The organism is Dubosiella muris (assembly GCF_004793885.1).
GTDB classification, from domain to species: Bacteria; Bacillota_I; Bacilli_A; order Erysipelotrichales; family Erysipelotrichaceae; genus Dubosiella; species Dubosiella muris.
Genome location: NZ_SRYG01000004.1, coordinates 1 through 22,449, shown reverse-complemented (window position 1 = coordinate 22,449; position 22,449 = coordinate 1). Strand labels below are relative to the sequence as shown.

Genomic DNA, 22,449 nt, shown 5'->3' with positions numbered 1-22,449 from the left:
TCCCGGTCTTTTTTATTGTTCGGTTTGTGCAAGCAGTTTTTCGAGGATCTGCACCGCGTTGGTCGCGGCGCCCTTGCGGATTTGATCTCCGCAGCAAAACAACGACAACGTCTTTCCGGTTGGATCGGTAAGATCCTTGCGGATGCGGCCGACAAACACGTCGTCCTGGTTGGTCGTGTCCAATGGCATTGGATACACCTTGTTTTGCGGATCGTCCTTGAGCTGGACGCCCAGCGCGTTGCTCAGGACGTCTTTTGCCTTTTCAACATCGACTTCCTTGTCGCATTCGAGCAGGATGCTTTCCGAATGGCTGCGCAGCACCGGCACGCGCACGCACGTGCAGTTGACGAGCAAGTCGTCGTCGTGCCAAATCTTGCGGCCCTCGTTTTGCATTTTCCACTCTTCCTTGGAAATGCCCAGCTCGTCGAAGTCGCCGATTTGCGGAATGAGGTTGTACGCGATTTGGTACGGGAACGCGGTTTTCGGGGCGTTTTCGTCCTTGATCTGGTTTTCCAGATCGGCGATGCCTTTCACACCCGCGCCCGAGACGGCCTGCATCGTCGTGACGACCATACGGCGGATGCCAAACTCCTTTTTCAGCGCGTCGCACGCCACCAGGGCGATGATCGTCGAGCAGTTCGGGTTGGCGATGATGCCGTTGTTTTTGGCGATATCGTCCGCGTTGATTTCCGGCACGACAAGAGGCACGTTGTCGTCGAGGCGGTACGCGCTCGAGTTGTCGACCACGACGCATCCGGCCTCCATCGCCCACGGCATCCACATTTTCGTGACGTCGTTTTCACACGCGCCAAGCACATAGTCCACGCCTTGAAAAGATTCCGGCGTCAGCTCCTCCACGACGTAGCCGTCGATGACTTTTCCTTTGGAGCGGGCGCTTGCCAGCAGTTTGACGTCGACGTCCATGTTTCTTTCTTTCAGGCACTCGAGCATTTGCTGCCCGACCGCGCCGGTCGCTCCCGCGATCGCTACCGTTTTCTTCATCGTTTTTCCTCCTCTGTGACGAACGTGTCGTAAATGACACGCACCGTTTTCTTAAAATCGTTCTCGTTGACACCGACCGTGATGTTGATTTCGTCGCTGCCCTGGGCGATCATGACGATGTTGATGTTGTTCATGCCCAGCGCCCCGAACAGCCTTCCGCTCACGCCCGGACGCGAGGACATGTTTTTGCCCACCGTCGAGATGAGGGCGATTTTGTTTTGGGTGCGAATCTCGTCGGGGCGCAGTTCCTTTTTGATGCGGGCGAGCATTTCGTACAGCCTATCCTCGATGTCTTTTTCCTGAATGACGATGGTGAACGAGTCGATGCCCGAAGGAATGTGCTCGATGCTCACGTTGTAGTCTTCCAAAATCGAGAGCACCTTGCGCATATAGCCGACCTCGTTGGACATGTGCTTTTTATAAATGTAAATCGACATGAAGCCCGCCTTGCCGGCAATGCCGGTAATCGCGTATGGCGACGTTTTGGCGGTTCGCTCCTGAATGATCGTTCCCGCGTCTTGCGGGCGGTTCGTGTTCAAAATGTGGATTGGAATGTTTTTTTCCTTGACCGGGAAAATCGCCTCCTCGTGCAGGACGCTGGCGCCCATGTACGACAGCTCGCGCAGCTCCGAGTACGAAATGTGGGTGATTGGCTCCGGGTTTTTCACGACCGTCGGATCGGCCATGAGGAAACCGGAAACATCCGTCCAGTTTTCATACACGTCGGCTTCGATGCAGCGGGCCAGGATCGCGCCCGAAATGTCGCCGCCGCCCCGGCTGAACACCTGCACCTGGTCGTGGCTTGTCGCGCCGTAAAAGCCCGGCATGACAAAGTTGGAATGCTGCGCCGTCTTGGCGATCAGCTTCGATTTCGTCGCCTCCCAGTCGATCGTCTTGTCCAGCCGGAACCGGATGACGTCCTTGGCGTCTACGAATGGAAAACCGAGGTACTCGGCCATGAGCTTGGCGCAAAAATACTCGCCGCGCGACACGATTTCCGCCTGGGTCATCGTGTTGAGATTCGTGTAAAACAAGTCCAGCTCCTTTTCGATGGGCTGTTTTAGATCCAGCTCGGTTTTGATTTCCAAAAAGCGCTCCTTGATCATGGCGAACACGTTGCTCGCGTCCACGTGGTACTGGCGGTGGGCGTCAAGCAAGTACAGCAGGTCCGTCAGTTTCGAGTCGGAGTGGAACCGCCTTCCCGGCGCGCTCACGACCACGTATTTCCGGTCCGGATCGGCTTCGATAATGGATTTGACTTTTGAAAACTGGCGGGCGTCCGCGACGGACGATCCGCCGAATTTCGTAATTTTCAACATAGGCTCACTCGTATCCTTTCTCTACTTCCACAAAGCGATCATGGCGTCCGGGTCGATGGCGCGCACGCCAGCGATCAAGTCGCCGTCGCGATTTTCAAACATCCAGTAGCCGTCTTCGTGGTATTTGGGTTCGAGCGCGCTCAAATCCGCCTCGCTGCGCACGATCCAGTCCTCCCGAAGCAAGTCGTTGTCGACGCGCTTTGAAAATTTTAAATCAATCCGCCGTTCCGTGCCGGCCAGCGTGTCCAGCGCGTTGGCCAGCATCGCCTGGGCCGTCGCCATGCGGCCGGCGCCCTGGCCGAAATAGCCAAGCTGGTCAAACGACTTGGCGAACAGCAGCTGCGCGTTGTAGTTGGAAGGCACGTTGGCCAAATAGTTGTCCGGTTCCAGAAAGGCCGGCGCGATCAGCGTGGCGAACGCGCCGTCTTTTTGCACGGATCGCGCGATGTGCCGGATGACTTTGCCGGTTTTCTTCGCCAGCTCGATGTCCTTCGTGTTCAGCTTGGAAATGCCAAGCGGCGGCAGGATCGCGTCGTTTTTCGTCTGGTACGCCAGCATGTTCGTGATGTTGGCTTTATAGTAGACGTCGATGCCCTCGATGTCGTTGGTCGGGTCCGCTTCCGCGTAGCCCATCGCCTGCGCCTGCTCGAGCGCGGTCGCCAAATCAAGACCTTTCGTCTGCATCTGGTCGAGAATATAGTTGCTCGTTCCGTTGAAAATGCCTTCGTAGCCGTCGATGTCCTCGAGCTTTTGCAGTTTCAGGATCGCGTCCAGAAACGGAATGCCGCCCGCCACGCTGGCCTCGATCTGAATCGAGCCGCCGTGTTTTTGGGCCAGCTGGATATAGCGCTCCAAATTCGGGGAAACGACGGCTTTGTTCGACGTGATGACGTGCTTACCGTGTTCCAACGCTGCGGTAATCAACGTGTTGGCCGGCTCCGTGCCGCTCAAGCATTCGAATACGATATCCACGTCGTCGCGGGTGACCATCCCGATTCCGTCGTTGGAAAAGTAGGGGAGATCTTCAAACTGGGGAAGGACGAAAACTTGCGAAAGATGCAAGTCGTCCACGTTGCGGCAAAGGACTTCGACACCTTTTCCCACGGTGCCGTATCCAAGTAAGACTGCGTTCATACAAACCCTCCTTGTTTCTTGTCAGAAAACACTTGTATTTAAAACGCGGACATTGTATCATAGGAGTTGTTGTTTTTCAAGGAGCAATCTTAGACAAACGGAAGTTCTGAAACGCGCCGGCCGCTGAACCGGATCCCGTCTTTCTTCGAATCGGGACGGAATTTCCGAACACAGAAAGGATAAAGCCGCATTCGATTCCCCTTTCAGCGCTTCGAATGGGCAGGATTTGAGATGGAAAATCAATACGTATCGACAAGAGATCCAAAATGCGCCGTGAGCGCGAAACAGGCGATTTTAAAAGGCATCGCGCCCGATGGAGGGCTGTTTGTGTGGCCCGACGTCGACAAAGTGCGCGTCGATCTGGAAAAAATCGTGGACAACGGGTACTTGGACAACGCCGTATATATTTTGAACGCGCTGCTGGGCGACTATTCCGAAGCGGAGCTGCGCGCGTGCGTGGACAACGCCTATAAAAACTCGTTCGCCTCCCCGGCGATCACCCCGCTGCGCGCGGTGGGCGATATTCACGTCCTCGAACTGTTCCATGGTCCGACCAGCGCCTTCAAGGACGTCGCCTTGACTTTGCTTCCCCAGCTGATGAGCACGGCGCTCAAGACGACCGGGCAAAAGGCGATGATCATGACGGCGACCAGCGGCGATACCGGCAAAGCCGCGATGGCGGGATTTCAGGACGTGGACAACATCGCGATCGAGGTGTTTTATCCCCACAACAAAGTGAGCGCGATGCAGTACCGGCAAATGGCGACCCAGGAAGGGAACAACGTCAAGGTGTTCGCCATCGAAGGCAACTTCGACGACGCCCAAACCAAGGTGAAGGAGCTGTTCATGGACGAGGAGCTAAACGCCGAGGCAGCCCGACAGGGCGTCATGCTCACGAGCGCCAACTCCATCAACGTCGGCCGGCTTGTGCCGCAAATCGTCTATTATTTCGAAGCGTACAAAGATCTTGTTCGCGAAGGCGTCGTCGCGCTTGGCGACAAGGTGTCGTTTAGCGTGCCGACGGGCAACTTCGGGGACGTGCTGGCCGGATACTACGCTTCGATGATGGGACTGCCTGTGGAAAAGTTCTACGTGGCCAGCAACTCCAACAAAGTGCTGACGGACTTTTTGAAAACGGGCGTCTACGACAAAAACCGGGCGTTCGTCCAGACGATTTCCCCAAGCATGGACATTTTGGTTTCCTCCAATCTGGAACGGCTTTTGTATTATATGACCGGAAAGGACAGCGCCAAAGTCGCGCGCTGGATGGACGAGTTGAAAACGCAGGGCCGCTACACCGTGGACGATGCCACGCTGGCGCGCATCCGCTCGCTTTTTGATGGCGACTTTGTCACCGACGAGCAAACGAAAGAAACGATCCAGTCCGTTTACGAGACGACGGGCATCGTGCTCGATCCACACACCGCGATCGGGTATCGGGTGGCCCGGTCCCATCCGGAAAGACCGGTCGTGGCGCTGGCGACTGCCTCGCCTTACAAGTTCAGCATGGATGTGCTCGACGCTTTGGGAACGGCTTCCGTCGACGAGTGGGACGCGCTGCGCAAGCTGGAAACCGTGTGCCAGGACGCCATTCCGGCGCCGCTGGCCGCGCTGGAAACGAAGCCGATCCGCCATCGCGACGTCATCGAGGTCGGGCAGATGAAAGAAGTCGTTCGCCAGGGGCTGGAGGCGCTGCTATGATCGTCGTGCGGGTGCCGGCGACGAGCGCCAACTGCTGCGTCGGATTCGACTGCATGGGCATGGCGGTGGACTGGTTTGGAACGTTCTCGTTTTCTTCCAGCGAAACGTTGACGATCGAAGGCTGCCCGCCCGCCTACCAAACCGAGGACAACCTCGTCGTGCAGGCGTTCGACCGGGTGTGCCAGGCGCTTGGCCGCCCGCGCCCGCCGTTTGCGCTGAAAATCGACTCGGACATTCCGTTCGCGCGAGGACTTGGCAGCTCGGCGACGTGCGTTGTCGCGGGGCTGGAAGGGGCCAACGCCTGGTTTGGCTCGCCGCTGTCAAAAGAGGCGCTGCTCGCGCTCGCGACGGAAATGGAAGGCCATCCGGATAACGTCGCGCCGGCGCTGTTTGGCGGCGTGGCCGTCAGCGCGATGCAGGAAGGCGAGGTCGTTTCGAAAACGCTGGAAACCGCGCCATGGAAAGCGCTCGTCGTGGTGCCCGAGCAAACCGTTTCGACCAAGGAGGCGCGCAAGGTGCTGCCGGCAGCCTTGTCTTTCCAGCAAGCCAAGGAGCAGGTGGCCAACGCTTTGCTGATGGAGGTGGCGCTTCGCGAAGGCGACGAGCGGGTGCTGCGGGCGTGCAGCGTGGACGCGCTCCACGAGCCGTATCGAAAGCGGCTCATTCCCGAATACGAGCGGGTGAAGCGGGCTTGCGCGGCGCGGAATCTGCCGTTGTGGATTTCGGGAAGCGGCTCGACGATGATCGTCTTGGCGCTGGAGGAGTCCAGACTGGACGCGCTTCGAAACGACCTTTCGGACTTGGCGTGCCGGAAAGTGCGAATCGCGAGGAAAGGAGCGGACGTGAGGTATGAGTAAATACTACGTGGTGTCGAGCGAGATTCTTCCCGAAGTGCTCGACAAGGTGATGGAGGCGCAAACGTTGCTGCAAAGCGGACAGGCGCGCCGCATTTCGGAAGCGGTGAAAAAAGTAGGCATTAGCCGGGGAACGTTTTATAAGTATAAAGACGCGGTGTTTTCCTTCAATCAGGACTCGTCGAAGCGAAAGGCGATTTTCACGATTATTTTGAAAAACGAAACGGGATCGCTGTCGAGCGTTTTGAGCATGCTTTCGAGCCAGAAGGTGAACATTATCGCGCTCAACCAGTCGATCCCAATCAACGGGATCGCCTCGGTCACGCTGACGATCGACATTACCGACTTGGCGAACAGCACCGACGATTTGCTCGTTTTGATCAATTCGCTCGACGTGGTGGAAAAAGCGGAACTCGTCGCCGTCGAATGATGAAGGCGCTGCGGTTTTTATTTGGCTGGTGCGTGCTGGTGAGCGTCGTGCTTGGCTCGGTGCGCCTGCAAGCGTTCGACCGTTCGTTTTACGAGGCGTATTATGAAAAGACGAGGCTGGCGTCGCAAATCGGCGTGTCCGAAGCGGACTTGACGAAAAGCATGCAGGTCATGCTCGACTTTGTGCAAGGAAAGCGGGCCGATCTGAACGAGAGGATCGTGCGCGAGGGTCGAACAGTGCCTGTGTACAACGCCAAGGAGAAGGCGCATATGGTGGATGTGCGCCTCCTGTATGAAAGAGCGATGATTGTTTTGGGCGCGGCGGTGGCGGGCATGGTGCTGACGTTGTTTGGCATGGCGTGGATCGCGAAGGATCCAAAGCGGCTGCTGGCCAACGCGTGCGCGGGTCTGTTGACGGCCTCGCTTTGTTTTGGGATCGTGCTGGTGTGGCTTGGTTTGTGGATCGCCACCGACTTTACGGATTTCTGGACGCGGTTCCACACGTTGTTTTTTACAAACGACTTGTGGCTGCTCGATCCGGCAACCGATTTCATGATCGTCATTTGCCCCGAGTCGATGTTCAGCGCGCTGGTGGTCGCGATTTTGCTGCGTACCGCTTTCATTTTGCTGCCGCTCGAACTAGGCGCGTGGTGGCTGCTGAAAAAGAAACTGCCGATTGGCCTGGATGCAGGTTGACCGGTTTTTTTTAATGCCTTTCCGTGGTAGAATAAGAAAGTAGAAATTATTTTCTGATTTGAAGGAGTCCATATGAAAATCATTTTAGCGAGCCAGTCTCCGAGAAGGAAGGAAATCTTGGAGAACCTTGGGTACGGCTTTGAAGTGGTACCGAGCGGAAGTGATGAAAAAATTGAGCTTGAGGAAGGCATTGATCACGCGATCGAAGAGCTTGCGGTGGAAAAGGCGAAGGAAGTGCGCAAGCGGTTTCCCGACGACTGCATCGTCGCGGCGGACACGGTTGTCGTGCTGGATGGCAGGATTTTGGGAAAACCGGCGTCCAAACAGGACGCGATCGACGTGCTTGTGGATTTGAGCGGCCGCGCGCACGAAGTGAAGACGGGCGTGTGCATCAGCTTGCCGAATTCGGATATTTCTTTTTGCGAAACGACCCATGTCCATTTTCGAAATTTGGAAGGACAGGAGATTTTGGATTATGTCGGTTCGGGAAAGTGCATGGATAAAGCGGGGTCTTACGGAATCCAGGAATGCGATTTCGTGCAGAAAATCGAAGGATCGTACACGAATGTCGTTGGATTGCCGGATGCGAAAACAGACCGGATCCTCAGGAAAATCATCAATCGGTAAAAAAGAAGATCGAATCCAGGACGGAGTCGATCTTTTCTGTTTCTTGCCCTTTCGCGCTTACAGGCTCGTCAAAAGCCACGACCAGGCCGGCAAAGTCAAAAGCGACAAAGCGGTGGAGGCGAAAATCAGCTGGGAAGCGAAAGCGGGCTCCTTGTCGTAGCGGGCGGCCAGCATGGCGGTCGTGCTGGCGGCCGGCATCGCGGATTCCAGCACGCAAATTTTCATCACGAGCGGGTCCATAGGGAGAAACCCGAAAAGCAGAAACACGACAGCTGGCAAAACGAGAAGGCGCACCACGGAGTAGGTCATGATCGTTTTGGAGAAGATGTCGCTTTTTTTCGCATGGGCGAGCAGGGCGCCAATCACAAACATGCAGATTGGCGTGTTGCACGCGGCGATGGCGCGAATCGTCAAATCAAGTGGCTCGGGCAATTCGACGCCAATCGTTCGCAAGCCGAGCACGGCCAAGCCAAGCGCCAAGGCGACAATGCACGGATGCGTGCACACCTGCCGAACGGTTTGTTTCCAATGCGTGGAGCCGGCGAACAGCGAAAGGCCGGCCGACCACATGACGACGCGCTGGGGAATCAAAAAGATGGACGCAAACAGCAAGCCGATTTCGCCAAAGGCGGCCTGGGCGATGGGCATGCCGAAAAAGCCGGCGTTGGAAACGAGCGTGGCGTATTGCAGGCAAATCCGTTTGTTCGCGCTTTCCTTTTTCCATAAAAACCGGTTGCACACCATGTACAGCGCCTGCACGCCAAGCGAGGCGAGAAAAACAAAGACGCACGCGTTTCGTTGCGAGGGCGTCAAGTCGAGTTCAAACGACTGGATGATGGCGCATGGCAAAATGAGCGAGAGCGTCAGATCGGTCAGCTTTTTGCGCATCGGCTCGTCGATGAAGCCTTTTTTGTACAAACCGTAGCCAAGAGCGATGAGCAGAAAAATCTCTAGTTGGAGAGCAAGCATCAAATTCCTTCTTTCTGTGTTTTATTTTATCGTAGACCAGGTAAACTTTTCGCGATTTTTTAAAAATCAATTTCTCCTGGCAGATAAATAAAAAACCCTTTCGATGAAAGGGTGGATCGTCAAATGGTGCCGGTACGCGGAATTGAACCACGAGTTCATCCTTACCATGGACGTGTATTGCCATTATACTATACCGGCATTGATCGCGTTCCTGCTGGAACGTTATCTATTATAACAGGTCGATGTCGATTTGGGAAACAATTTCTAAAAAAAGAGCAGAAAAAAAATAAAATATTTCTTGTTTCCTTTTTTTCGCGAACCCGTTAAAATAAAAAAGAAAGGATGTTCCATATTTTTACATGGAACCGGAAACTGGGATGAAGCAAGAAAACGCGGGAACGCAACCACAAAACCCAAACGGCAAGGCAAAGACAGGCGTAAGCGATGTCCTTTTGATTCTTTGCCCTTTTATGATCTTTTTGAATTTTATGATCTTTTCCTGGACGCCGAAAGCGGGGTATTCGCTCCTGATTGCGATTTGGCTCGTTCTTTACTGGCTGCATCGTGCCACAGGAGGCAAGGCGGGATGGATCGGCAACCTGGTTTTCTCTCTTGCCGCGATCGCGACGCCGTTTTTTGCCGGGCTGTTTCAATGGAATATGGAATCGCTGGATGCCGGACTTCGAATGGGAATGAACGCGATTTGCCTGTTCATGATCGTTTTGGATGGATTCGCCCTGGCGGGAAAGGGAAGACGATGAACACGGAATCTTTGTTTTCGATTCGCGCGATTTAAGGAGAAAAAAATGTTAAAGACGGGGATTCAAAGTTTTTTCATCGCACTTGTTTTGGATATGGTGATTTTTTGGATTTTGAAAAAGAAAGGGATCGTGGGGAACGATCGCGCCAAAGACTGGATCGACTTTACGATGATTGGCTGGGCGTGCATGGTCGCGCTCATCACACTGCTGCCCGGCTCTTTCATGGCCGCCACCCGCAGTGTGGCGTGGCAGCCGTTCCACACGTTTTGGGAGGTAGCGCAAAACGGACAATACGGCGCATTGATCCAGTACACGTTCAACGTCTGGATGTTTGTCCCGTTTGGTCTTTTCTATCCATTGGCTTTTCCGCGAAACGCGACATGGAAACGGACACTGGGAACAGGCGTGCTCATCCCGTGTGCGATTGAAAGCGTTCAGTTTCTGTGCGGAAGAATATTTGACATCGACGATATTCTCGCGAATGGATTTGGCGTTCTCATCGGGTATTTTGCCTACAAAAGCGCGGGCTCTATCGTTCGGTTTTGCCGGACCCGGGTTTTTCAATGGCGCATGCTTGGCTTTTGCGCGTTCACGATTGGATTGACGTTGCTGGTGGCGTGCCTGCCGGCATTGATCCAGCAGGAAATACGTCGTCAAAATATTTTGACGTTCGCCTACACCCATTTGAAGCCAACGGAAATTGTTTTGGATCAAAAACCCGATACCCGGCGGACGACAGGCGTCGTCTACGAAAGCCGTCCGGTCGTGGGGCTGGAGCGGCTGGAAAAGAGCATTCAGGAACAATTCGGGACCGACGAAACGTTTCAGGCGGGGGAAGATGTTGAAACATCCGTCCTTCACGGTGAGGATGTGGATGTGTACGCGAGAGCGTGCGGAAAATGGCTGCTCATGACAAAGCGGCAGCCGAAAACGGCGCCTCTGGTCGATCCCGACTGGAACGAGGAGGCGAAACGATGGCTGTATTCGTTTGTGCCAGACACCATCCCGCTAGGCGAGCCATTCATTCAAACAAAAGAGGAAAAAATCGCGGTGGAGTATCCGGTCGAGGAAATCGCGGACGACGGCTTGTATTTCGGCACGATCCACATGGAGCTCGATCCATGCGGCAATCTCGCGATGATTCGCTTCGACGTCGTTTTGGGAAAAGAAAAGGAACAAGTCGAACTGCTCGCGCCCGCCGAAACACTTGCCGCTTTAAAACAAACCGGGACAGATGTGGGAGATTTGACCGTGCGGATCGGCCGAATTGAACCGTCCTATATTTTCCACGAGGAAAACAACGTGCTGACGCCGGCTTGGAAATGGATTGGCGTGGAACAAAACGCGTACGCCAGAGAATGGGACGCGACCATGAACGCGCTGGTGGAACAAAAACTTTAAGACGAAAAGGAGTAAAAAAACAATGAACGATAATTCTTTGTTTTCGATTCGCGCGATGCGCCTCGAGGATGTCGACGTTTTGACGCCCGTCATGAAGGCTGCGTTCGACGAGGATACAAGACGGCACACCGATTTAATGGAAGACGGCCCCGAAGGCTATGACGACGGCCGGCTGCTGCGTCGTTTTCTTGCCGAACCGGAAGCTTTTTGCCGGACGCTTTGGCTAGGATCCCGACGGATTGGAGCCCTGATTTATCGAAAGGAAGGCGACGTGTGCGTTGGCGAGATCTTGTTTGTCGATCCTTCGCTTCATGGCTTTGGTCTTGGACGGCAGGCGATGGCCGCGCTGGAATCGGAAGCGGCCGGCTGCCGTCTGATCCGTCTGGAAACGCCGGACTACTCGACGCGCAACCACCGGTTTTACGAACATTGCGGCTATCGAAGGCTGGATGAGCCCGGCTTCTGGGCGCAAACCGTGGTGTTTGCGAAGGATTTGCCGGAGGATGGACGCTGAAAAAACGGGGGTTTTGGCGAGTATCTTTACGGGCATCCATCATTGAATCGAGGTATAAACAATGCTATGATAAGTGGGATCTTTATCTAAGGAGGAAGTAGACAATGGCTTTAATGCTCACGAAAAAGGATCTGGCGGACAAATTTGCCCAGGAAATGAACGTTTCGAAAAAGGACGCGGCCAGATATGTACAATATGTTTTTGACCAGATGGCGGAAACATTGATTGGGGAAGGAACCGTGGATATTAAGGGCTTCGGTAAATTCACGATCAGTGAACGAGCTGCGCGGACAGGTATCAATCCGGCAACGAAGGAGCAAATCCAGATCGCGGCTTCGAAATCGGTCAAATTCAAAGCGAGCAAAGGTTTGAAAGACGCAGTCAACGAATAAGAGAGGAAACCCCTCTCTTTTTTTCTTGGCGTGAAAATAATCATGGTATAATGTTCAGGAAAGAAAAACGGAGGAAGAACACATGCAACAACCGATTTATGTCATCGGGCATAAAAATCCGGATACCGATTCGATTTGCGGAGCCATCGCGCTGGCAAAGCTGAAACAAGCGCAGGGCATCAACGCGATTCCGGCACGGATCGGCCATTTGAATCCGGAAACAGAATATATATTGAACAAAGTCGGCGTGACGCCGCCAATCCACATTTCGACCGCGAAATCCACCTTGTCGGAAATTGAAATCGACGAGGCGTACACGGTCGGCACCCACGACACGCTGCGCACGGGCTGGGACGTGCTCATTGAAAACAACGCGAAAACGCTTTATATCATAGATGAAAACGACGAGTACAAGGGGCTGGTCACCTTGGGCGACATTTCAAAAATCCAGATGCAGGATTTAAACATCACCCGGGAACTGCTTAAGGAAACGCCGATTGAAAACTTCCAAAAAGCGCTGAAAGGGAAAATCCTGCTGGAAGGAAACAAACCACTGAACGGCGAAGTGCGCATCGCGGACAAAAAACTTATGGACCGGGATTTAAAGGGCGCCATCATGGTGCTCAACGACCACGAGGACTCGATGATCAAAAGCATGGCCAAAGGATGCGCCATGATCCTGATTGCCGAGAATTTCGTTCCCAACGACTACATTATCGAGATGGCGCGGCAGATGGGCGTGACGCTAATCAACACCCCGTATAATATTATGAAAATCATCCAGATGGTGTACCGGGCGATTCCGGTTTCGCTCATCATGACGCCGGCCAAAAACATGATCCAGTTCAATAAAAACGAGTATTTGGAAGACGTCGAGCGGGAAATGCTGAAAACGCGCCACTCTTCGTATCCGGTCGTGCAGCAAGGAAAGCTGATTGGATCGGTCGCGCGCTACCATCTGCTCAAAAGCAGCCGGAAGCAGTTTATTTTAGTCGACCACAACGAAAAGAAGCAGACGATCAACGACATCGAGCATGGGGAAATCATCGAAATTGTCGACCATCACCGCATCGGGGACATCGAAACCGACCGGCCGATCGTGTTCCGCAACATGATCGTCGGCAGCTCGAACACGATCATCGCGATGATGTACGACGAGTACCGCATCAAGATGTCGGAAAAAGTGGCGAAGCTTGTGACATACGCCATGATTTCCGATACGATGAACTTTAACTCGCCAACGTGCACGCCCATCGACCGGATGCTGGCCAAACGCATCGCCGAGGAATACGACCTCGATCTGGACGCGATGGCGAAAGACTTGTTTGAAAACACCGCGACGATCAAAGGCAAGGAGTTCGAGTCGATTTTGAACAACGACACCAAGGAGTACATTCTCAACGGCTACCACGTCTGCGTGTCCCAGGTGTTCATTTTCGATTTCTCCGTCGTCGACGAGATCAAGGACGACTTCATCGAGTTCATGAAGGAGCAAAACAAGTCGCGGCACATGGACTTGTTCCTGATGGTTTTCACGAATGTCGAAGGCAAAGGCTCCCGCTTCCTGTATACCGGAAAGCTTTCCGGCCTGCTGGCGCCGGCCATTGACGAATTCGAACGCCAGGGCTTCGTGTCCCGCAAAAAACAAATCGTGCCGGGACTTTCCAAAGAACTCATTTAAAACAAGGGAGGATGCAACATGTCAGCCGCTGATAAACTTTTGAACTATGTCACGTTTGACACGCAGTCAGACGAAAACAGTGAAACGACGCCAAGCACTGAAAAACAACGAAAGCTCGCCCGCGCGCTTGTCAAGGAATGCCAGGCGCTTGGAATGGACGAGGTGAGGGAAAAAGACGGAACCGTCTACGCGACGCTGGAGGCCAACACGAGCGAGCCGCGCACGCCCATCGGTTTTGTCGCCCACATGGACACCGCTTCCGAATTGAGCGGCGCCAACGTCAAGGCGCGCCGCGTCGAACGCTACGATGGCGGCGTCATCGCGCTCAATGAGCAGTACGCGATGGATCCCGCGACGTTTCCGGCTTTGAAAAAAGTCGTTGGCGATGATTTGATCGTGACGGACGGGACGACGCTGCTAGGCGCCGACGACAAGGCGGGCATCGCCATCATTATGCAGGCGCTTGAAGAAATCATCCGCGACGACGCGCCGCACGGGCGAATCGCGGTCGCGTTTACACCCGACGAGGAAATCGGGCGTGGCGTGGACCATTTTGATTTGTCGCTCTTTCCGGTCGAGTACGCCTACACGGTGGATGGCGATCGAATCGACGCGGTCGACTACGAAACGTTCAACGCCGCCCAGGCGACGGTTTCCATACAGGGCACCTCGATCCATCCCGGCGACGCAAAAGACCGGATGGTGAACGCCGCCCTGCTGGCGGTCGAGTTCGCCTCCATGCTGCCCGAAGACCAGACACCGGCCAAAACCGAAGGCCGGGAAGGGTTTTACCATCTCGTTTCCATGGAGGGCGAGTGCGAAAGCGCGACGTTGACGTACATTTTGCGCGAGCACGACGCGGAAAAGTTCGAAAAACAAATCGAAACGATCGAGCGCGTGCGCGACACGCTCAATGAAAAGTACGGCGATCGAATCGAGGTGGCGGTTCGTCGTCAGTACGCCAATATGAAAGACTACATGAAAGGCGATATGCGCGCCGTCGAACGGGCGCGAAAAGCCATTGAGAAAGCCGGGCTGGAACCGGTTTCGATCGCGGTCCGCGGAGGAACGGACGGCGCCATGCTGACGCAGCGGGGGCTGATTTGTCCAAACCTGGGCACCGGATCGTACAATCATCACGGGCGTTTCGAGTTCGCGAGCGTCCAGCAAATGGACCGGATGGTTCGCATCGTCCGCGATATCGTTGAGGGAGAGTAAGATGGATTACGCAAAAGAAGCATTGAAAAAACACAAGGAATGGAAAGGAAAGCTGGAAGTCGTCAACAAGATGGATATCGCCAGCCACGACGATCTTTCCATCGCCTACACGCCCGGTGTCGCCGCGCCATGCCTGGCCATCAAAGACGACCCGAAGCAGGTATACACCTACACGGGCAAAGGCAACACGGTGGCGGTCATCAGCGATGGCTCGGCCGTGCTTGGACTTGGTAACATCGGACCGGAAGCCGGCATGCCCGTCATGGAAGGAAAATGCGTCCTCTTCAAGGCGCTGGGCGGGATCGACGCCGTTCCGCTTTGCCTGAATACGCAAAACGTCGACGAGCTCGTGCAAATCATCGCGGCGCTCGAACCAAGCTTTGGCGGCATCAATTTGGAAGACATCGCCGCGCCGCGCTGCTTTGAAGTCGAAGAGCGGCTGAAAAAAATCATGAACATTCCGGTGTTCCACGACGACCAGCACGGAACGGCGATCGTTGTTTGCTCCGCGCTGCTCAACGCGCTGCGCCTGACGAAAAAAAAGGATCCGGTCATCGTAGTCAACGGAGCCGGAAGCGCGGGCATCGCGATCGCGACCTTGATTCTCGATATGGGACTGGGCAACGTGATTCTCGTGGACCGGCAAGGCATTTTGCGTCCGGACATGGATTTGACATCGGGTCAGCGCAAGCTGATCGACCGGGTCAACTTGACCGGCCGGCAAGGAACACTGGCTGACGCGCTCAAAGGCGCCGACGTCTTGATTGGCGTCAGCGCGCCGCACATTGTCAGCCAGGACATGATTCGTTCCATGGCGCCGGATCCGATCGTGTTCGCGATGGCCAATCCGGTGCCGGAAATCGAGCGGGCCGACGCGCTGGAAGCGGGGGCCAAAGTCATCGGGACAGGCCGAAGCGACTATCCGAATCAAATCAACAACGTGCTGGCGTTCCCGGGCATTTTCAAGGGGGCGCTGGACGCGCAGGCGACCGAGATCAACGACGCGATGAAGATCGCGGCCGTCAAGGCGATTGCCGGCCTCGTTGGCGACGAGGAGCTTTCGCCGGAATATATTATCGTGTCGGCGCTGGACGAGCGGGTCGTTCCGGCCGTGAGCGAGGCGGTCGCGCAGGCGGCCCGGGAAAGCCACGTCGTGCGAACATGGAAGGAAGTGTAACATTCGCATGAAAAACGTTTCAATCGTTGCGGAAGGGGGAGGAACGAAGATCGCCTATACGGCGGGTGTTCTCAAATGCTTTTTGGAAGAAGACATCCTCGTTCCGTATTGCGTGGGGATTTCGGCCGGCGCGGAAGTGCTGCTTCCGTACGTGTCCCGCCAGATCCGCCGTCTGGAAGTGACGGGGATCGAGGCGCCAAGCCAGAAAGGGGCGGTCGGACTTTCCGCCTGGTTAAAGGAAGGGAGCATTTTCGGGATCGAGAGCACCAACAACTTTATCCAAAAGGAAACGCCGCTGGATTTCAAGGCGTTTTATGGCAGCTCCACCGCAATGGATACGGGCTTGTACAACATGGAAGAGCATACGATCGAGTATTTCGACAAAAGCTACGTCGATCCGTCCATGACATTGATCAAGGCGAGCTGCGCGCTGCTGCTGCTCACCAAGCCGTACCAGTTTCAGGGGAAAAAATATTTCGACGCCGGGCTGGTGGATATGATCAGCATCCGCCAGGCCGAGAAGCACGGATGCGAACGTCATATCATTATCTCGACCAAGGAGGAAGGCTACGTCCGCAAAAAAGCGCCGGGCTACCAGCTTTGGCTGACGAAAATGGTGTACAAGGATCCGCAAATCGTCGACGACTTGCGCCATCGCCACGAACGGTATCAGGAACAATGGGATCACATCGCCGAACTGGAAAAAGAAGGAAAGGCGCTTGTCCTGCGGCCGCATAAGGATCTGGGCGTCACGCGCTACACGACCGATCCAAAAAAGCTCAAGCCGTGGTTCCAGCTAGGATACGATGAAACGAAAGCGCGAATCGAGGAAATCAAAGCGTTTATTGAATAGGTCACGTGGTGACCTTTTCTTTTTCGGGCAAAGAAGCTAGAATGAAAGAGAATAAAACCGAAAACCAAAAAGGAAAGGGAGGAGTCAACATGACGTACGGACTGGAAAACGATCGGATCAAGCTGGAATGCACCCCTAAAGGCGGCGAAATGCTGCATCTGATCGACAAGAAAAAAAACTTAGAAGTAATTTATCAAGGCGATGAAGGGTGGAGCGGTTCGAATCCATCGCTGTTTCCCATCATCGGCTCGACGTATAAAAAAACCTACACGATCGCCGGACGCGAATACTCGATGAAAAACCACGGTTTGATTCGCTACGCAACGCTGGAAGGCCGGCAGACGCCGGACTCGGTCGCCTTCACGTACACAAGCGACGAGGAAACGAGAAAACAATATCCTTTCGACTTCGAATACGAAATCGAATACCGTCTTGATGGTGGCACCGTCCGCATCGACTACACGATCAAAAACACGGGAGCGGAAGACATGCCGTTTTCCTTCGGGCTTCATCCCGCGTTCCGGGTGCCGCAATACGAGGGGGAAACGTTTGAAGAGTATTCGATTCGTTTTGAAAACGAGGAGGACGCGCGGCAAATCGTGTTTAGCGACGACTTGCGCGTTCCGGCCCGCGAACAGGACGTGCATCTGGATACGTGGAAGCTGGACCGGGACGAAATCGAAAAATACGCCACAATCGTATACAAGGACTACACGTCCACGAGCGTGACGCTTGAGCACGCGGGCGAGCCGCGGCTGACGATGCGCTTTCCGGGCTTTCCGTTTTTGGCGCTGTGGTCGCATCCGTCACGCAGCCATTTCCTTTGCATCGAGCCCTGGTACGGGCACGCGGATTTCGACATGTCGTGCGACGATTTTTACGCGCGGGAAGGAACGTTGATCTTGCAGCCAGGCGAAACGTTCAAGACGGGCTATTCGATCGAGCTGTGCGACTAAGGAGCGCGCGATGATTGGATTGCTCGTGACAGGACACGGCCGGTTTGGCAGCGGCATGGTGAGCGCCATGGAAGTCATCGCCGGGCCGGCAAAGTGGGTCGAATTTGTGGATTTCGAGGCGGACGACTCGGTTGGACGTCTGGAGGAGAAGCTGTCCCAAGCGCTGGCGTCTTTGCTGGATGCGTGTGATTGTGTGCTCGTGTTGGCGGATCTGATTGGCGGATCGCCTTTCAAAAGCGCCGTTCGCATCGGCGTGCCGACCGGAAAGGTCGAAGTCGTGGCCGGGTGCAATCTGGGGATGCTTGTTGAGATGGAAACCGCCCGGAAATTCAACGACGATGTCGTTGGACTGGCGGAACAGGCCGCAGAAACAGGCAGAAGCGCCATCGGGCATTTTAAGCTTCGGAAAAAAAAGTGAAACGAGAAAAAAAGCCGTCACGAAGGATCGTGGCGGACTTTTTTCGTATAGGAGCTTTTGGCAAACTCGGTCGGAGACATTTGGAAGTGCTCTTTGAATTTGCGGGAAAAGTAGTGGATGCTCGTGAATCCAAGCTTGGTGGAAATTTCCGAAATCGTGTACTTGTGTTCGAGAATCATCTTTTTCGCCTCGTTGAGCTTTAAATCCGAAATGTATTGTTTCGGGGTCGTGTGGATATGGCTTCGAAACAAGTTTTGGATCGTGGAGCGCGAAATCGTGAAGCGCTCGCACAAGTCCTCGACCGCCAGCGGACTGTACAAGTTGTTGTGGATGTACACGAGAATCTCGTTCAGCAGCGTGTTTTCAAAGTTCTCGTGCATCGGGTCGTCCAGCTGGTCTTCGCTCCGGTTTTGATGCAGCAAAAGCAGCGCCTCTTTCAAATAAATGATCGCCAGATCGTCGTCCAGCTCGGTGTTTTTTTCCAAAGAGGTCATAAAGCGGGACAGGATTTTGTAAATGCGCTTGTCGGTCCGGAAAACCTGGTCTTTAAGCGACTGGGAAAAATACTCGCTCATTTGGAAGTCGATGACCAAATAGGAGCAGGAGTCTTGTTCCGTCGTGTACAATACGTGGTTTTGTCCCGGATAGACGACCAGGGTGTCGTAGTCGCTGAGCACGCACTCTTTGTTGTCGACTAAAAGGTGGATTCGCCCGTGGTCGATATAAATGAGTTCGAAGAAATCGTCGACATGCCCTTTGCCGTGGTAGTTCGCTTTGCGGACGTGGAAGCTCGCGGATAAAATCTCCTCGATTTGCAGGTGCGGGACGATTGGCTTAAAGGTAATAGGCTCCGCGATCATTTTTTGCCTGAACGTTTCCTCGTTATAGCGCAAATTGATCGTGGACTTCGAGGAAATCGGGACAATGTTAAAATACACATTTGGGTCGATCCGGACGATTCGATGCATAATGAACTGTTCGAAGTTCTCGCCGTCCTGGGAGACGAACAGCATCGAGATGCCTTCCTCGTTCGCGATATAAATATCGGAGGACGAGTAAAACATCCGATCGAATTTTTTCGCTCGCAAAGTGAGCGTCGAGTCGTTCAGACTTTCCGCCGCTTCCGGCATGCGGTAATAGACGTCTCCATATTTTTTAAAAAAATAGTTCGTTGTTCTTTTTTGCATAAATGTCACCACTCGTATATATCTTATATTAAAAAGTATAAACGCATCGTTAAATAGTGTAAAGGGAAAAACCGTTTGGAATCGTGTATAATAAAAACAGCTAATTTATAAGCGCTATCATTAGAAGGGAGACAGGACAATGTCGAATATTTTATTAACGCGAATCGACGACCGCCTGATTCATGGACAAGTCGTTTCGCAATGGTGCACGGAACTGAAACCAGATTGGATGCTTGTTGTCAATGACGAAGTAGCTGGGGACGAAATGCAGCAGGAACTGATGAACATGGCCGCGCCGGCTTACGCGCAAACACGCTATGTGACGGTGGACGAGGCCATTTACACGCTGGCGAAGGCGGATGAGGATCAGAAGATCATGATTCTGGTCGCGAATCCGGAAGACACGCTGAAGCTGATCGAGGGCGGGATCCCGATCAAGAAAGTCAATATCGGAAATATGGATATGAAGGAAGGCAAGCATTTGATCGCGCCGGGCGTAGCGGTGAACGAGGAAGATTTGAACGCGTTCCGCCAAATGGAAAAAGACGGCGTGGAACTGGAAATCAAAAAAGTGCCGGGCATGAAAGCGGAATCTCTGGACGTTTTAAAGTAGAAAACAGGAAAGGAAATTGATTGATGAAACATAAAACACGAAAGCCGTTTCCGGAAAACTTTTTCTGGGGCGCCTCGACTTCGGCGTATCAGGTCGAAGGAGCGAATCTGGAAGACGGCAAAGGCCCTTCATGCCAGGACGTGAAGGAAGTGCCGGAAGGCACGTCGGATTTGACGGTTTGCGCGGATCATTACCATCACATGAAAGAGGACGTCGCCCTGATGGCGGAAATGGGATTCAAATCGTACCGGTTCTCGATCGCCTGGACGCGGATCCTGCCAAAGGGAACCGGCGAAATCAACCAGAAGGGAATCGACTTTTACAACGAACTGATCGACGAGTGCTTGAAGTACGGCATCGAGCCGATCGTGACGATGTTCCATTTCGACATGCCGGCGGCGCTGGACGAGCGCGGAAGCTGGGGCAACCCGGATTCGGTGCAATGGTTTGTCGACTTCGCCCGGGTACTGTTTGAAAACTTCGGGGACCGCGTCAAGTACTGGCTGACGATCAACGAGCAAAACATGCTTACTTTGGTTGGTCCGGTGATCGGGACTTTGATGATTCCGGAAGGCTGCACGAACGTTTTAAAGGAAGTGTACCAGCAAAACCACCACATGCTTGTCGCGCAGGCGAAAGCGATGGTGCTTTGCCACCAGATGCTGCCGGAAGCCAAGATCGGACCGGCGCCAAACATCTCGCTAGTGTATCCGGCCACATGCAAGCCGGAGGACGTGATCGCGGCGCAAAACTTCAACGCGATTCGAAACTGGCTGTATCTGGATATGGCGGTTTACGGCATTTACAACGCGATCGTATGGAGCTATTTGGAAGAAAACGACGCGACGCCGACGTTTGCGCCTGGTGACGAGGAGGCGATGAAAAACGCGCATCCGGATTTCATCGGCTTCAACTACTACAACACCGCGACGGTGGAAGCCGCCTCGGATGAGGAAGTTTTGGCGGACGCGGTGGCGGACCAGCAAAGCGGAAGCATCGAGGCGGGAATGTACAAAGGATTCCGGAATCCAAATCTGGTGACGACGGAATTTGGCTGGGAAATCGACCCGGTTGGCTTCCGCGCGACGATTCGCGAGATGGATTCGCGCTACCATTTGCCGCTGCTTGTCACGGAAAACGGATTGGGCGCCTACGACACGCTGACAGAGGACGGAAAGGTCCACGATCCGTATCGAATCGAATACTTGCGCCAGCATATCGCGCAAATCCAGGAAGCCATCACGGATGGCGCGCAAATGCTGGGCTACAATCCTTGGAGCGCGATCGACTTGATTTCCACGCACGAGGGGATGAAAAAGCGGTATGGATTCATTTATGTGGATCGTGACGAGTTTGATTTAGGCACTTTGAACCGTTACCGGAAAGACTCGTTCTACTGGTATAAAAAAGTCATTGCCAGCAACGGGGAGGACTTGAGCGACTAAAGAGACAGGAGAGGTCGCGAGCTTCTCCAATTTAGACCGCTTGGTCTATACCAATAAGCGAAAAAAGACAGGCTTATCGTGTAAAAACCGCTTTCAGCGGTGGCTTTACCGGAGTATGAATGATATAATGACTATACCAACGAAGGAGTAAGCAAAATATGAAAGTTGTAGTGTGTGAAAATTATGATGATCTTTCGAACAAGGCGTTCGAAGTGATCAAGGAACAAGTCGTTGAAAAACCGGCCTCCGTATTAGGTCTGGCAACCGGATCGTCGCCAGTCGGCATGTATCAGGACATGATCAAAGATCATAAGGAAAACGGAACGAGCTATAAAGACGTCGTAACGTATAATCTGGACGAGTATGTGGGAATCGACCGCAACGATCTGCAATCGTATTACACGTTCATGAACGAAAATTTGTTCTCGGGTATCGACATTGATCCGGCGAACACGCATGTTCCTTACGGCAATACGAAAGAAGATTGCGAAAAATACGAGGACGCGGTCAATGGTGTCGACATCCAGGTGCTTGGAATTGGTCAAAACGGACATATCGGTTTCAACGAACCGGGCACTCCATTCGACGAACCGACACATATCGTGGATTTGACGGAAAATACACGGGAAGCGAACGCGCGTTTCTTCGATAACGACATCAACAAAGTGCCGACGCAAGCGATTACGCAAGGAATCGGAACGATCATGAAAGCGAAGAAAATCCTGCTGGTGGCTAACGGAGCCAACAAAGCGGACGCGGTAAAAGCCATGGTGGAAGGCGCTGTGGATCCAGCATGCCCGGCTTCCATTCTTCAAAATCATGACGATGTTGTCGTGTTTATCGACAAGGAAGCGGCAAGCAAGCTTTCAAAATAATGATGAAAGACAAAGAGCGAAAGAACGTGTTCGCTCTTTTTTTCTCCCTTCATCTGTCATCTAAATTTCTTTAAAAAAGATATAAAAAGTAGTTGACAGTTGATGAGGAGTGCGGTATGATAAGTGAGCGTTAAGGAAACGCCTCTCGAAAACGACAAACTTGTTAAAAAAGTCAAAACAAGGGTTGACGAACGGGAGAAAGAGAAGTAATATAAACAAGCTGTTTG

23 protein-coding genes and 1 tRNA gene are annotated in these 22,449 nt (G+C 53.6%); 18 read left to right on the top strand and 6 right to left on the bottom strand.

What is annotated here, in order from left to right; translation table 11 throughout:
* Window positions 1–12 precede the first annotated feature (12 nt).
* The 3 genes from E5336_RS02600 to E5336_RS02590 are packed head-to-tail and all read right to left on the bottom strand — an operon-like array spanning window position 13 to window position 3,455.
* Window positions 13–1,002, bottom strand: a complete 990-nt coding sequence (locus tag E5336_RS02600; RefSeq protein WP_135979538.1) for an aspartate-semialdehyde dehydrogenase — start codon at window positions 1,000–1,002, stop codon at window positions 13–15.
* Complete coding sequence (locus E5336_RS02595; protein WP_135979537.1) at window positions 999–2,321, bottom strand: aspartate kinase; 1,323 nt, start codon at window positions 2,319–2,321, stop codon at window positions 999–1,001. The genes E5336_RS02600 and E5336_RS02595 overlap by 4 nt, the downstream gene beginning before the upstream one ends.
* Before the next feature lie 21 nt (window positions 2,322–2,342).
* Window positions 2,343–3,455 (bottom strand): homoserine dehydrogenase, encoded by a 1,113-nt coding sequence (locus tag E5336_RS02590; protein ID WP_135979536.1) that lies wholly within the window; start codon window positions 3,453–3,455, stop codon window positions 2,343–2,345.
* Between the two features lie 231 nt (window positions 3,456–3,686).
* Between E5336_RS02590 and thrC the strand changes: the two genes are divergently transcribed.
* The 5 genes from thrC to E5336_RS02565 all read left to right on the top strand — a co-directional run bounded on the left by thrC (window position 3,687) and on the right by E5336_RS02565 (window position 7,762).
* Complete coding sequence (thrC, locus tag E5336_RS02585) at window positions 3,687–5,156, top strand: threonine synthase (RefSeq protein ID WP_135979535.1); 1,470 nt, start codon at window positions 3,687–3,689, stop codon at window positions 5,154–5,156.
* Window positions 5,153–6,013 carry a homoserine kinase gene (gene thrB, locus E5336_RS02580; RefSeq protein WP_135979534.1) on the top strand — a complete coding sequence of 287 codons (861 nt, stop codon included), beginning with the start codon at window positions 5,153–5,155 and terminating at the stop codon, window positions 6,011–6,013. The genes thrC and thrB overlap by 4 nt, the downstream gene beginning before the upstream one ends.
* Window positions 6,006–6,440, top strand: a complete 435-nt coding sequence (locus tag E5336_RS02575; protein ID WP_135979533.1) for an ACT domain-containing protein — start codon at window positions 6,006–6,008, stop codon at window positions 6,438–6,440. The genes thrB and E5336_RS02575 overlap by 8 nt, the downstream gene beginning before the upstream one ends.
* Entirely contained in the window at window positions 6,437–7,135 is a 699-nt protein-coding gene (locus tag E5336_RS02570; RefSeq protein WP_135979532.1) for a TIGR01906 family membrane protein, read from the top strand. The genes E5336_RS02575 and E5336_RS02570 overlap by 4 nt, the downstream gene beginning before the upstream one ends.
* Before the next feature lie 72 nt (window positions 7,136–7,207).
* Window positions 7,208–7,762, top strand: a complete 555-nt coding sequence (locus E5336_RS02565) for a Maf family protein (protein ID WP_135979531.1) — start codon at window positions 7,208–7,210, stop codon at window positions 7,760–7,762.
* Between the two features lie 57 nt (window positions 7,763–7,819).
* Here E5336_RS02565 and E5336_RS02560 read toward each other — a convergent pair whose 3' ends face one another.
* Window positions 7,820–8,731, bottom strand: coding sequence for an AEC family transporter (locus E5336_RS02560; protein WP_135979530.1), 912 nt, complete (start codon window positions 8,729–8,731; stop codon window positions 7,820–7,822).
* A gap of 124 nt (window positions 8,732–8,855) precedes the next feature.
* Window positions 8,856–8,929: transfer RNA gene (locus tag E5336_RS02555), tRNA-Thr, on the bottom strand.
* A gap of 179 nt (window positions 8,930–9,108) precedes the next feature.
* Here E5336_RS02555 and E5336_RS02550 point away from each other — a divergent pair.
* From E5336_RS02550 to E5336_RS02505, 10 genes are all read left to right on the top strand, one after another.
* Window positions 9,109–9,492: a hypothetical protein gene (locus tag E5336_RS02550; RefSeq protein WP_135979529.1), complete on the top strand. Its 384-nt coding sequence runs from the start codon at window positions 9,109–9,111 to the stop codon at window positions 9,490–9,492.
* A 45-nt stretch (window positions 9,493–9,537) separates the two neighbouring features.
* Window positions 9,538–10,893, top strand: coding sequence for a VanZ family protein (locus E5336_RS02545; RefSeq protein WP_135979528.1), 1,356 nt, complete (start codon window positions 9,538–9,540; stop codon window positions 10,891–10,893).
* Window positions 10,894–10,915: 22 nt separating this feature from the next.
* On the top strand, window positions 10,916–11,407 hold the full coding sequence (locus E5336_RS02540) for a GNAT family N-acetyltransferase (RefSeq protein WP_135979527.1): 492 nt from the start codon (window positions 10,916–10,918) through the stop codon (window positions 11,405–11,407).
* 104 nt (window positions 11,408–11,511) lie between these two features.
* The gene (locus E5336_RS02535; protein ID WP_135979526.1) at window positions 11,512–11,799 is read left to right on the top strand and encodes an HU family DNA-binding protein; all 288 of its coding nucleotides are present in this window, start codon (window positions 11,512–11,514) and stop codon (window positions 11,797–11,799) included.
* Between the two features lie 82 nt (window positions 11,800–11,881).
* A complete protein-coding gene (locus E5336_RS02530) occupies window positions 11,882–13,480 on the top strand; it encodes a putative manganese-dependent inorganic diphosphatase (RefSeq protein ID WP_135979525.1) in 1,599 nt (532 codons plus the stop codon).
* Window positions 13,481–13,498: 18 nt separating this feature from the next.
* Entirely contained in the window at window positions 13,499–14,698 is a 1,200-nt protein-coding gene (gene pepT, locus E5336_RS02525) for a peptidase T (RefSeq protein ID WP_135979524.1), read from the top strand.
* A 1-nt stretch (window position 14,699) separates the two neighbouring features.
* Window positions 14,700–15,875 carry an NAD(P)-dependent malic enzyme gene (locus E5336_RS02520; protein ID WP_135979523.1) on the top strand — a complete coding sequence of 392 codons (1,176 nt, stop codon included), beginning with the start codon at window positions 14,700–14,702 and terminating at the stop codon, window positions 15,873–15,875.
* A gap of 7 nt (window positions 15,876–15,882) precedes the next feature.
* Entirely contained in the window at window positions 15,883–16,728 is an 846-nt protein-coding gene (locus E5336_RS02515; RefSeq protein ID WP_135979522.1) for a patatin-like phospholipase family protein, read from the top strand.
* Between the two features lie 41 nt (window positions 16,729–16,769).
* Window positions 16,770–17,684: an aldose 1-epimerase family protein gene (locus tag E5336_RS02510; RefSeq protein ID WP_277820750.1), complete on the top strand. Its 915-nt coding sequence runs from the start codon at window positions 16,770–16,772 to the stop codon at window positions 17,682–17,684.
* 10 nt (window positions 17,685–17,694) lie between these two features.
* Window positions 17,695–18,102: a PTS sugar transporter subunit IIA domain-containing protein gene (locus E5336_RS02505; protein ID WP_135979521.1), complete on the top strand. Its 408-nt coding sequence runs from the start codon at window positions 17,695–17,697 to the stop codon at window positions 18,100–18,102.
* Between the two features lie 17 nt (window positions 18,103–18,119).
* Here the strand turns inward: E5336_RS02505 and E5336_RS02500 are convergent, their stop codons facing one another.
* Window positions 18,120–19,289, bottom strand: coding sequence for a helix-turn-helix transcriptional regulator (locus E5336_RS02500; RefSeq protein ID WP_135979520.1), 1,170 nt, complete (start codon window positions 19,287–19,289; stop codon window positions 18,120–18,122).
* Window positions 19,290–19,428: 139 nt separating this feature from the next.
* Between E5336_RS02500 and E5336_RS02495 the strand changes: the two genes are divergently transcribed.
* The 3 genes from E5336_RS02495 to nagB all read left to right on the top strand — a co-directional run bounded on the left by E5336_RS02495 (window position 19,429) and on the right by nagB (window position 22,222).
* Window positions 19,429–19,902 (top strand): PTS sugar transporter subunit IIB, encoded by a 474-nt coding sequence (locus E5336_RS02495; protein WP_135979519.1) that lies wholly within the window; start codon window positions 19,429–19,431, stop codon window positions 19,900–19,902.
* 23 nt (window positions 19,903–19,925) lie between these two features.
* Window positions 19,926–21,347 carry a glycoside hydrolase family 1 protein gene (locus tag E5336_RS02490; RefSeq protein WP_135979518.1) on the top strand — a complete coding sequence of 474 codons (1,422 nt, stop codon included), beginning with the start codon at window positions 19,926–19,928 and terminating at the stop codon, window positions 21,345–21,347.
* A 158-nt stretch (window positions 21,348–21,505) separates the two neighbouring features.
* Entirely contained in the window at window positions 21,506–22,222 is a 717-nt protein-coding gene (gene nagB, locus E5336_RS02485) for a glucosamine-6-phosphate deaminase (RefSeq protein WP_135979517.1), read from the top strand.
* Window positions 22,223–22,449 lie beyond the last annotated feature (227 nt).

Bases quoted from the DNA above. Each gene is read 5' to 3' on its own strand.
- E5336_RS02530 (WP_135979525.1), top strand. From the start codon at position 11,882: ATGCAACAACCGATTTATGTCATCGGGCATAAAAATCCGGATACCGAT.
- E5336_RS02535 (WP_135979526.1), top strand. From the start codon at position 11,512: ATGGCTTTAATGCTCACGAAAAAGGATCTGGCGGACAAATTTGCCCAG.
- E5336_RS02495 (WP_135979519.1), top strand. From the start codon at position 19,429: ATGTCGAATATTTTATTAACGCGAATCGACGACCGCCTGATTCATGGA.
- E5336_RS02550 (WP_135979529.1), top strand. From the start codon at position 9,109: ATGAAGCAAGAAAACGCGGGAACGCAACCACAAAACCCAAACGGCAAG.
- pepT (WP_135979524.1), top strand. From the start codon at position 13,499: ATGTCAGCCGCTGATAAACTTTTGAACTATGTCACGTTTGACACGCAG.
- E5336_RS02595 (WP_135979537.1), bottom strand. From the start codon at position 2,321: ATGTTGAAAATTACGAAATTCGGCGGATCGTCCGTCGCGGACGCCCGC.
- E5336_RS02510 (WP_277820750.1), top strand. From the start codon at position 16,770: ATGAAAGAGAATAAAACCGAAAACCAAAAAGGAAAGGGAGGAGTCAAC.
- E5336_RS02570 (WP_135979532.1), top strand. From the start codon at position 6,437: ATGATGAAGGCGCTGCGGTTTTTATTTGGCTGGTGCGTGCTGGTGAGC.
- thrB (WP_135979534.1), top strand. From the start codon at position 5,153: ATGATCGTCGTGCGGGTGCCGGCGACGAGCGCCAACTGCTGCGTCGGA.
- E5336_RS02600 (WP_135979538.1), bottom strand. From the start codon at position 1,002: ATGAAGAAAACGGTAGCGATCGCGGGAGCGACCGGCGCGGTCGGGCAG.
- nagB (WP_135979517.1), top strand. From the start codon at position 21,506: ATGAAAGTTGTAGTGTGTGAAAATTATGATGATCTTTCGAACAAGGCG.
- E5336_RS02520 (WP_135979523.1), top strand. From the start codon at position 14,700: ATGGATTACGCAAAAGAAGCATTGAAAAAACACAAGGAATGGAAAGGA.
- E5336_RS02545 (WP_135979528.1), top strand. From the start codon at position 9,538: ATGTTAAAGACGGGGATTCAAAGTTTTTTCATCGCACTTGTTTTGGAT.
- E5336_RS02515 (WP_135979522.1), top strand. From the start codon at position 15,883: ATGAAAAACGTTTCAATCGTTGCGGAAGGGGGAGGAACGAAGATCGCC.
- thrC (WP_135979535.1), top strand. From the start codon at position 3,687: ATGGAAAATCAATACGTATCGACAAGAGATCCAAAATGCGCCGTGAGC.
- E5336_RS02560 (WP_135979530.1), bottom strand. From the start codon at position 8,731: ATGCTTGCTCTCCAACTAGAGATTTTTCTGCTCATCGCTCTTGGCTAC.
- E5336_RS02500 (WP_135979520.1), bottom strand. From the start codon at position 19,289: ATGCAAAAAAGAACAACGAACTATTTTTTTAAAAAATATGGAGACGTC.
- E5336_RS02575 (WP_135979533.1), top strand. From the start codon at position 6,006: ATGAGTAAATACTACGTGGTGTCGAGCGAGATTCTTCCCGAAGTGCTC.
- E5336_RS02490 (WP_135979518.1), top strand. From the start codon at position 19,926: ATGAAACATAAAACACGAAAGCCGTTTCCGGAAAACTTTTTCTGGGGC.
- E5336_RS02505 (WP_135979521.1), top strand. From the start codon at position 17,695: ATGATTGGATTGCTCGTGACAGGACACGGCCGGTTTGGCAGCGGCATG.
- E5336_RS02565 (WP_135979531.1), top strand. From the start codon at position 7,208: ATGAAAATCATTTTAGCGAGCCAGTCTCCGAGAAGGAAGGAAATCTTG.
- E5336_RS02540 (WP_135979527.1), top strand. From the start codon at position 10,916: ATGAACGATAATTCTTTGTTTTCGATTCGCGCGATGCGCCTCGAGGAT.
- E5336_RS02590 (WP_135979536.1), bottom strand. From the start codon at position 3,455: ATGAACGCAGTCTTACTTGGATACGGCACCGTGGGAAAAGGTGTCGAA.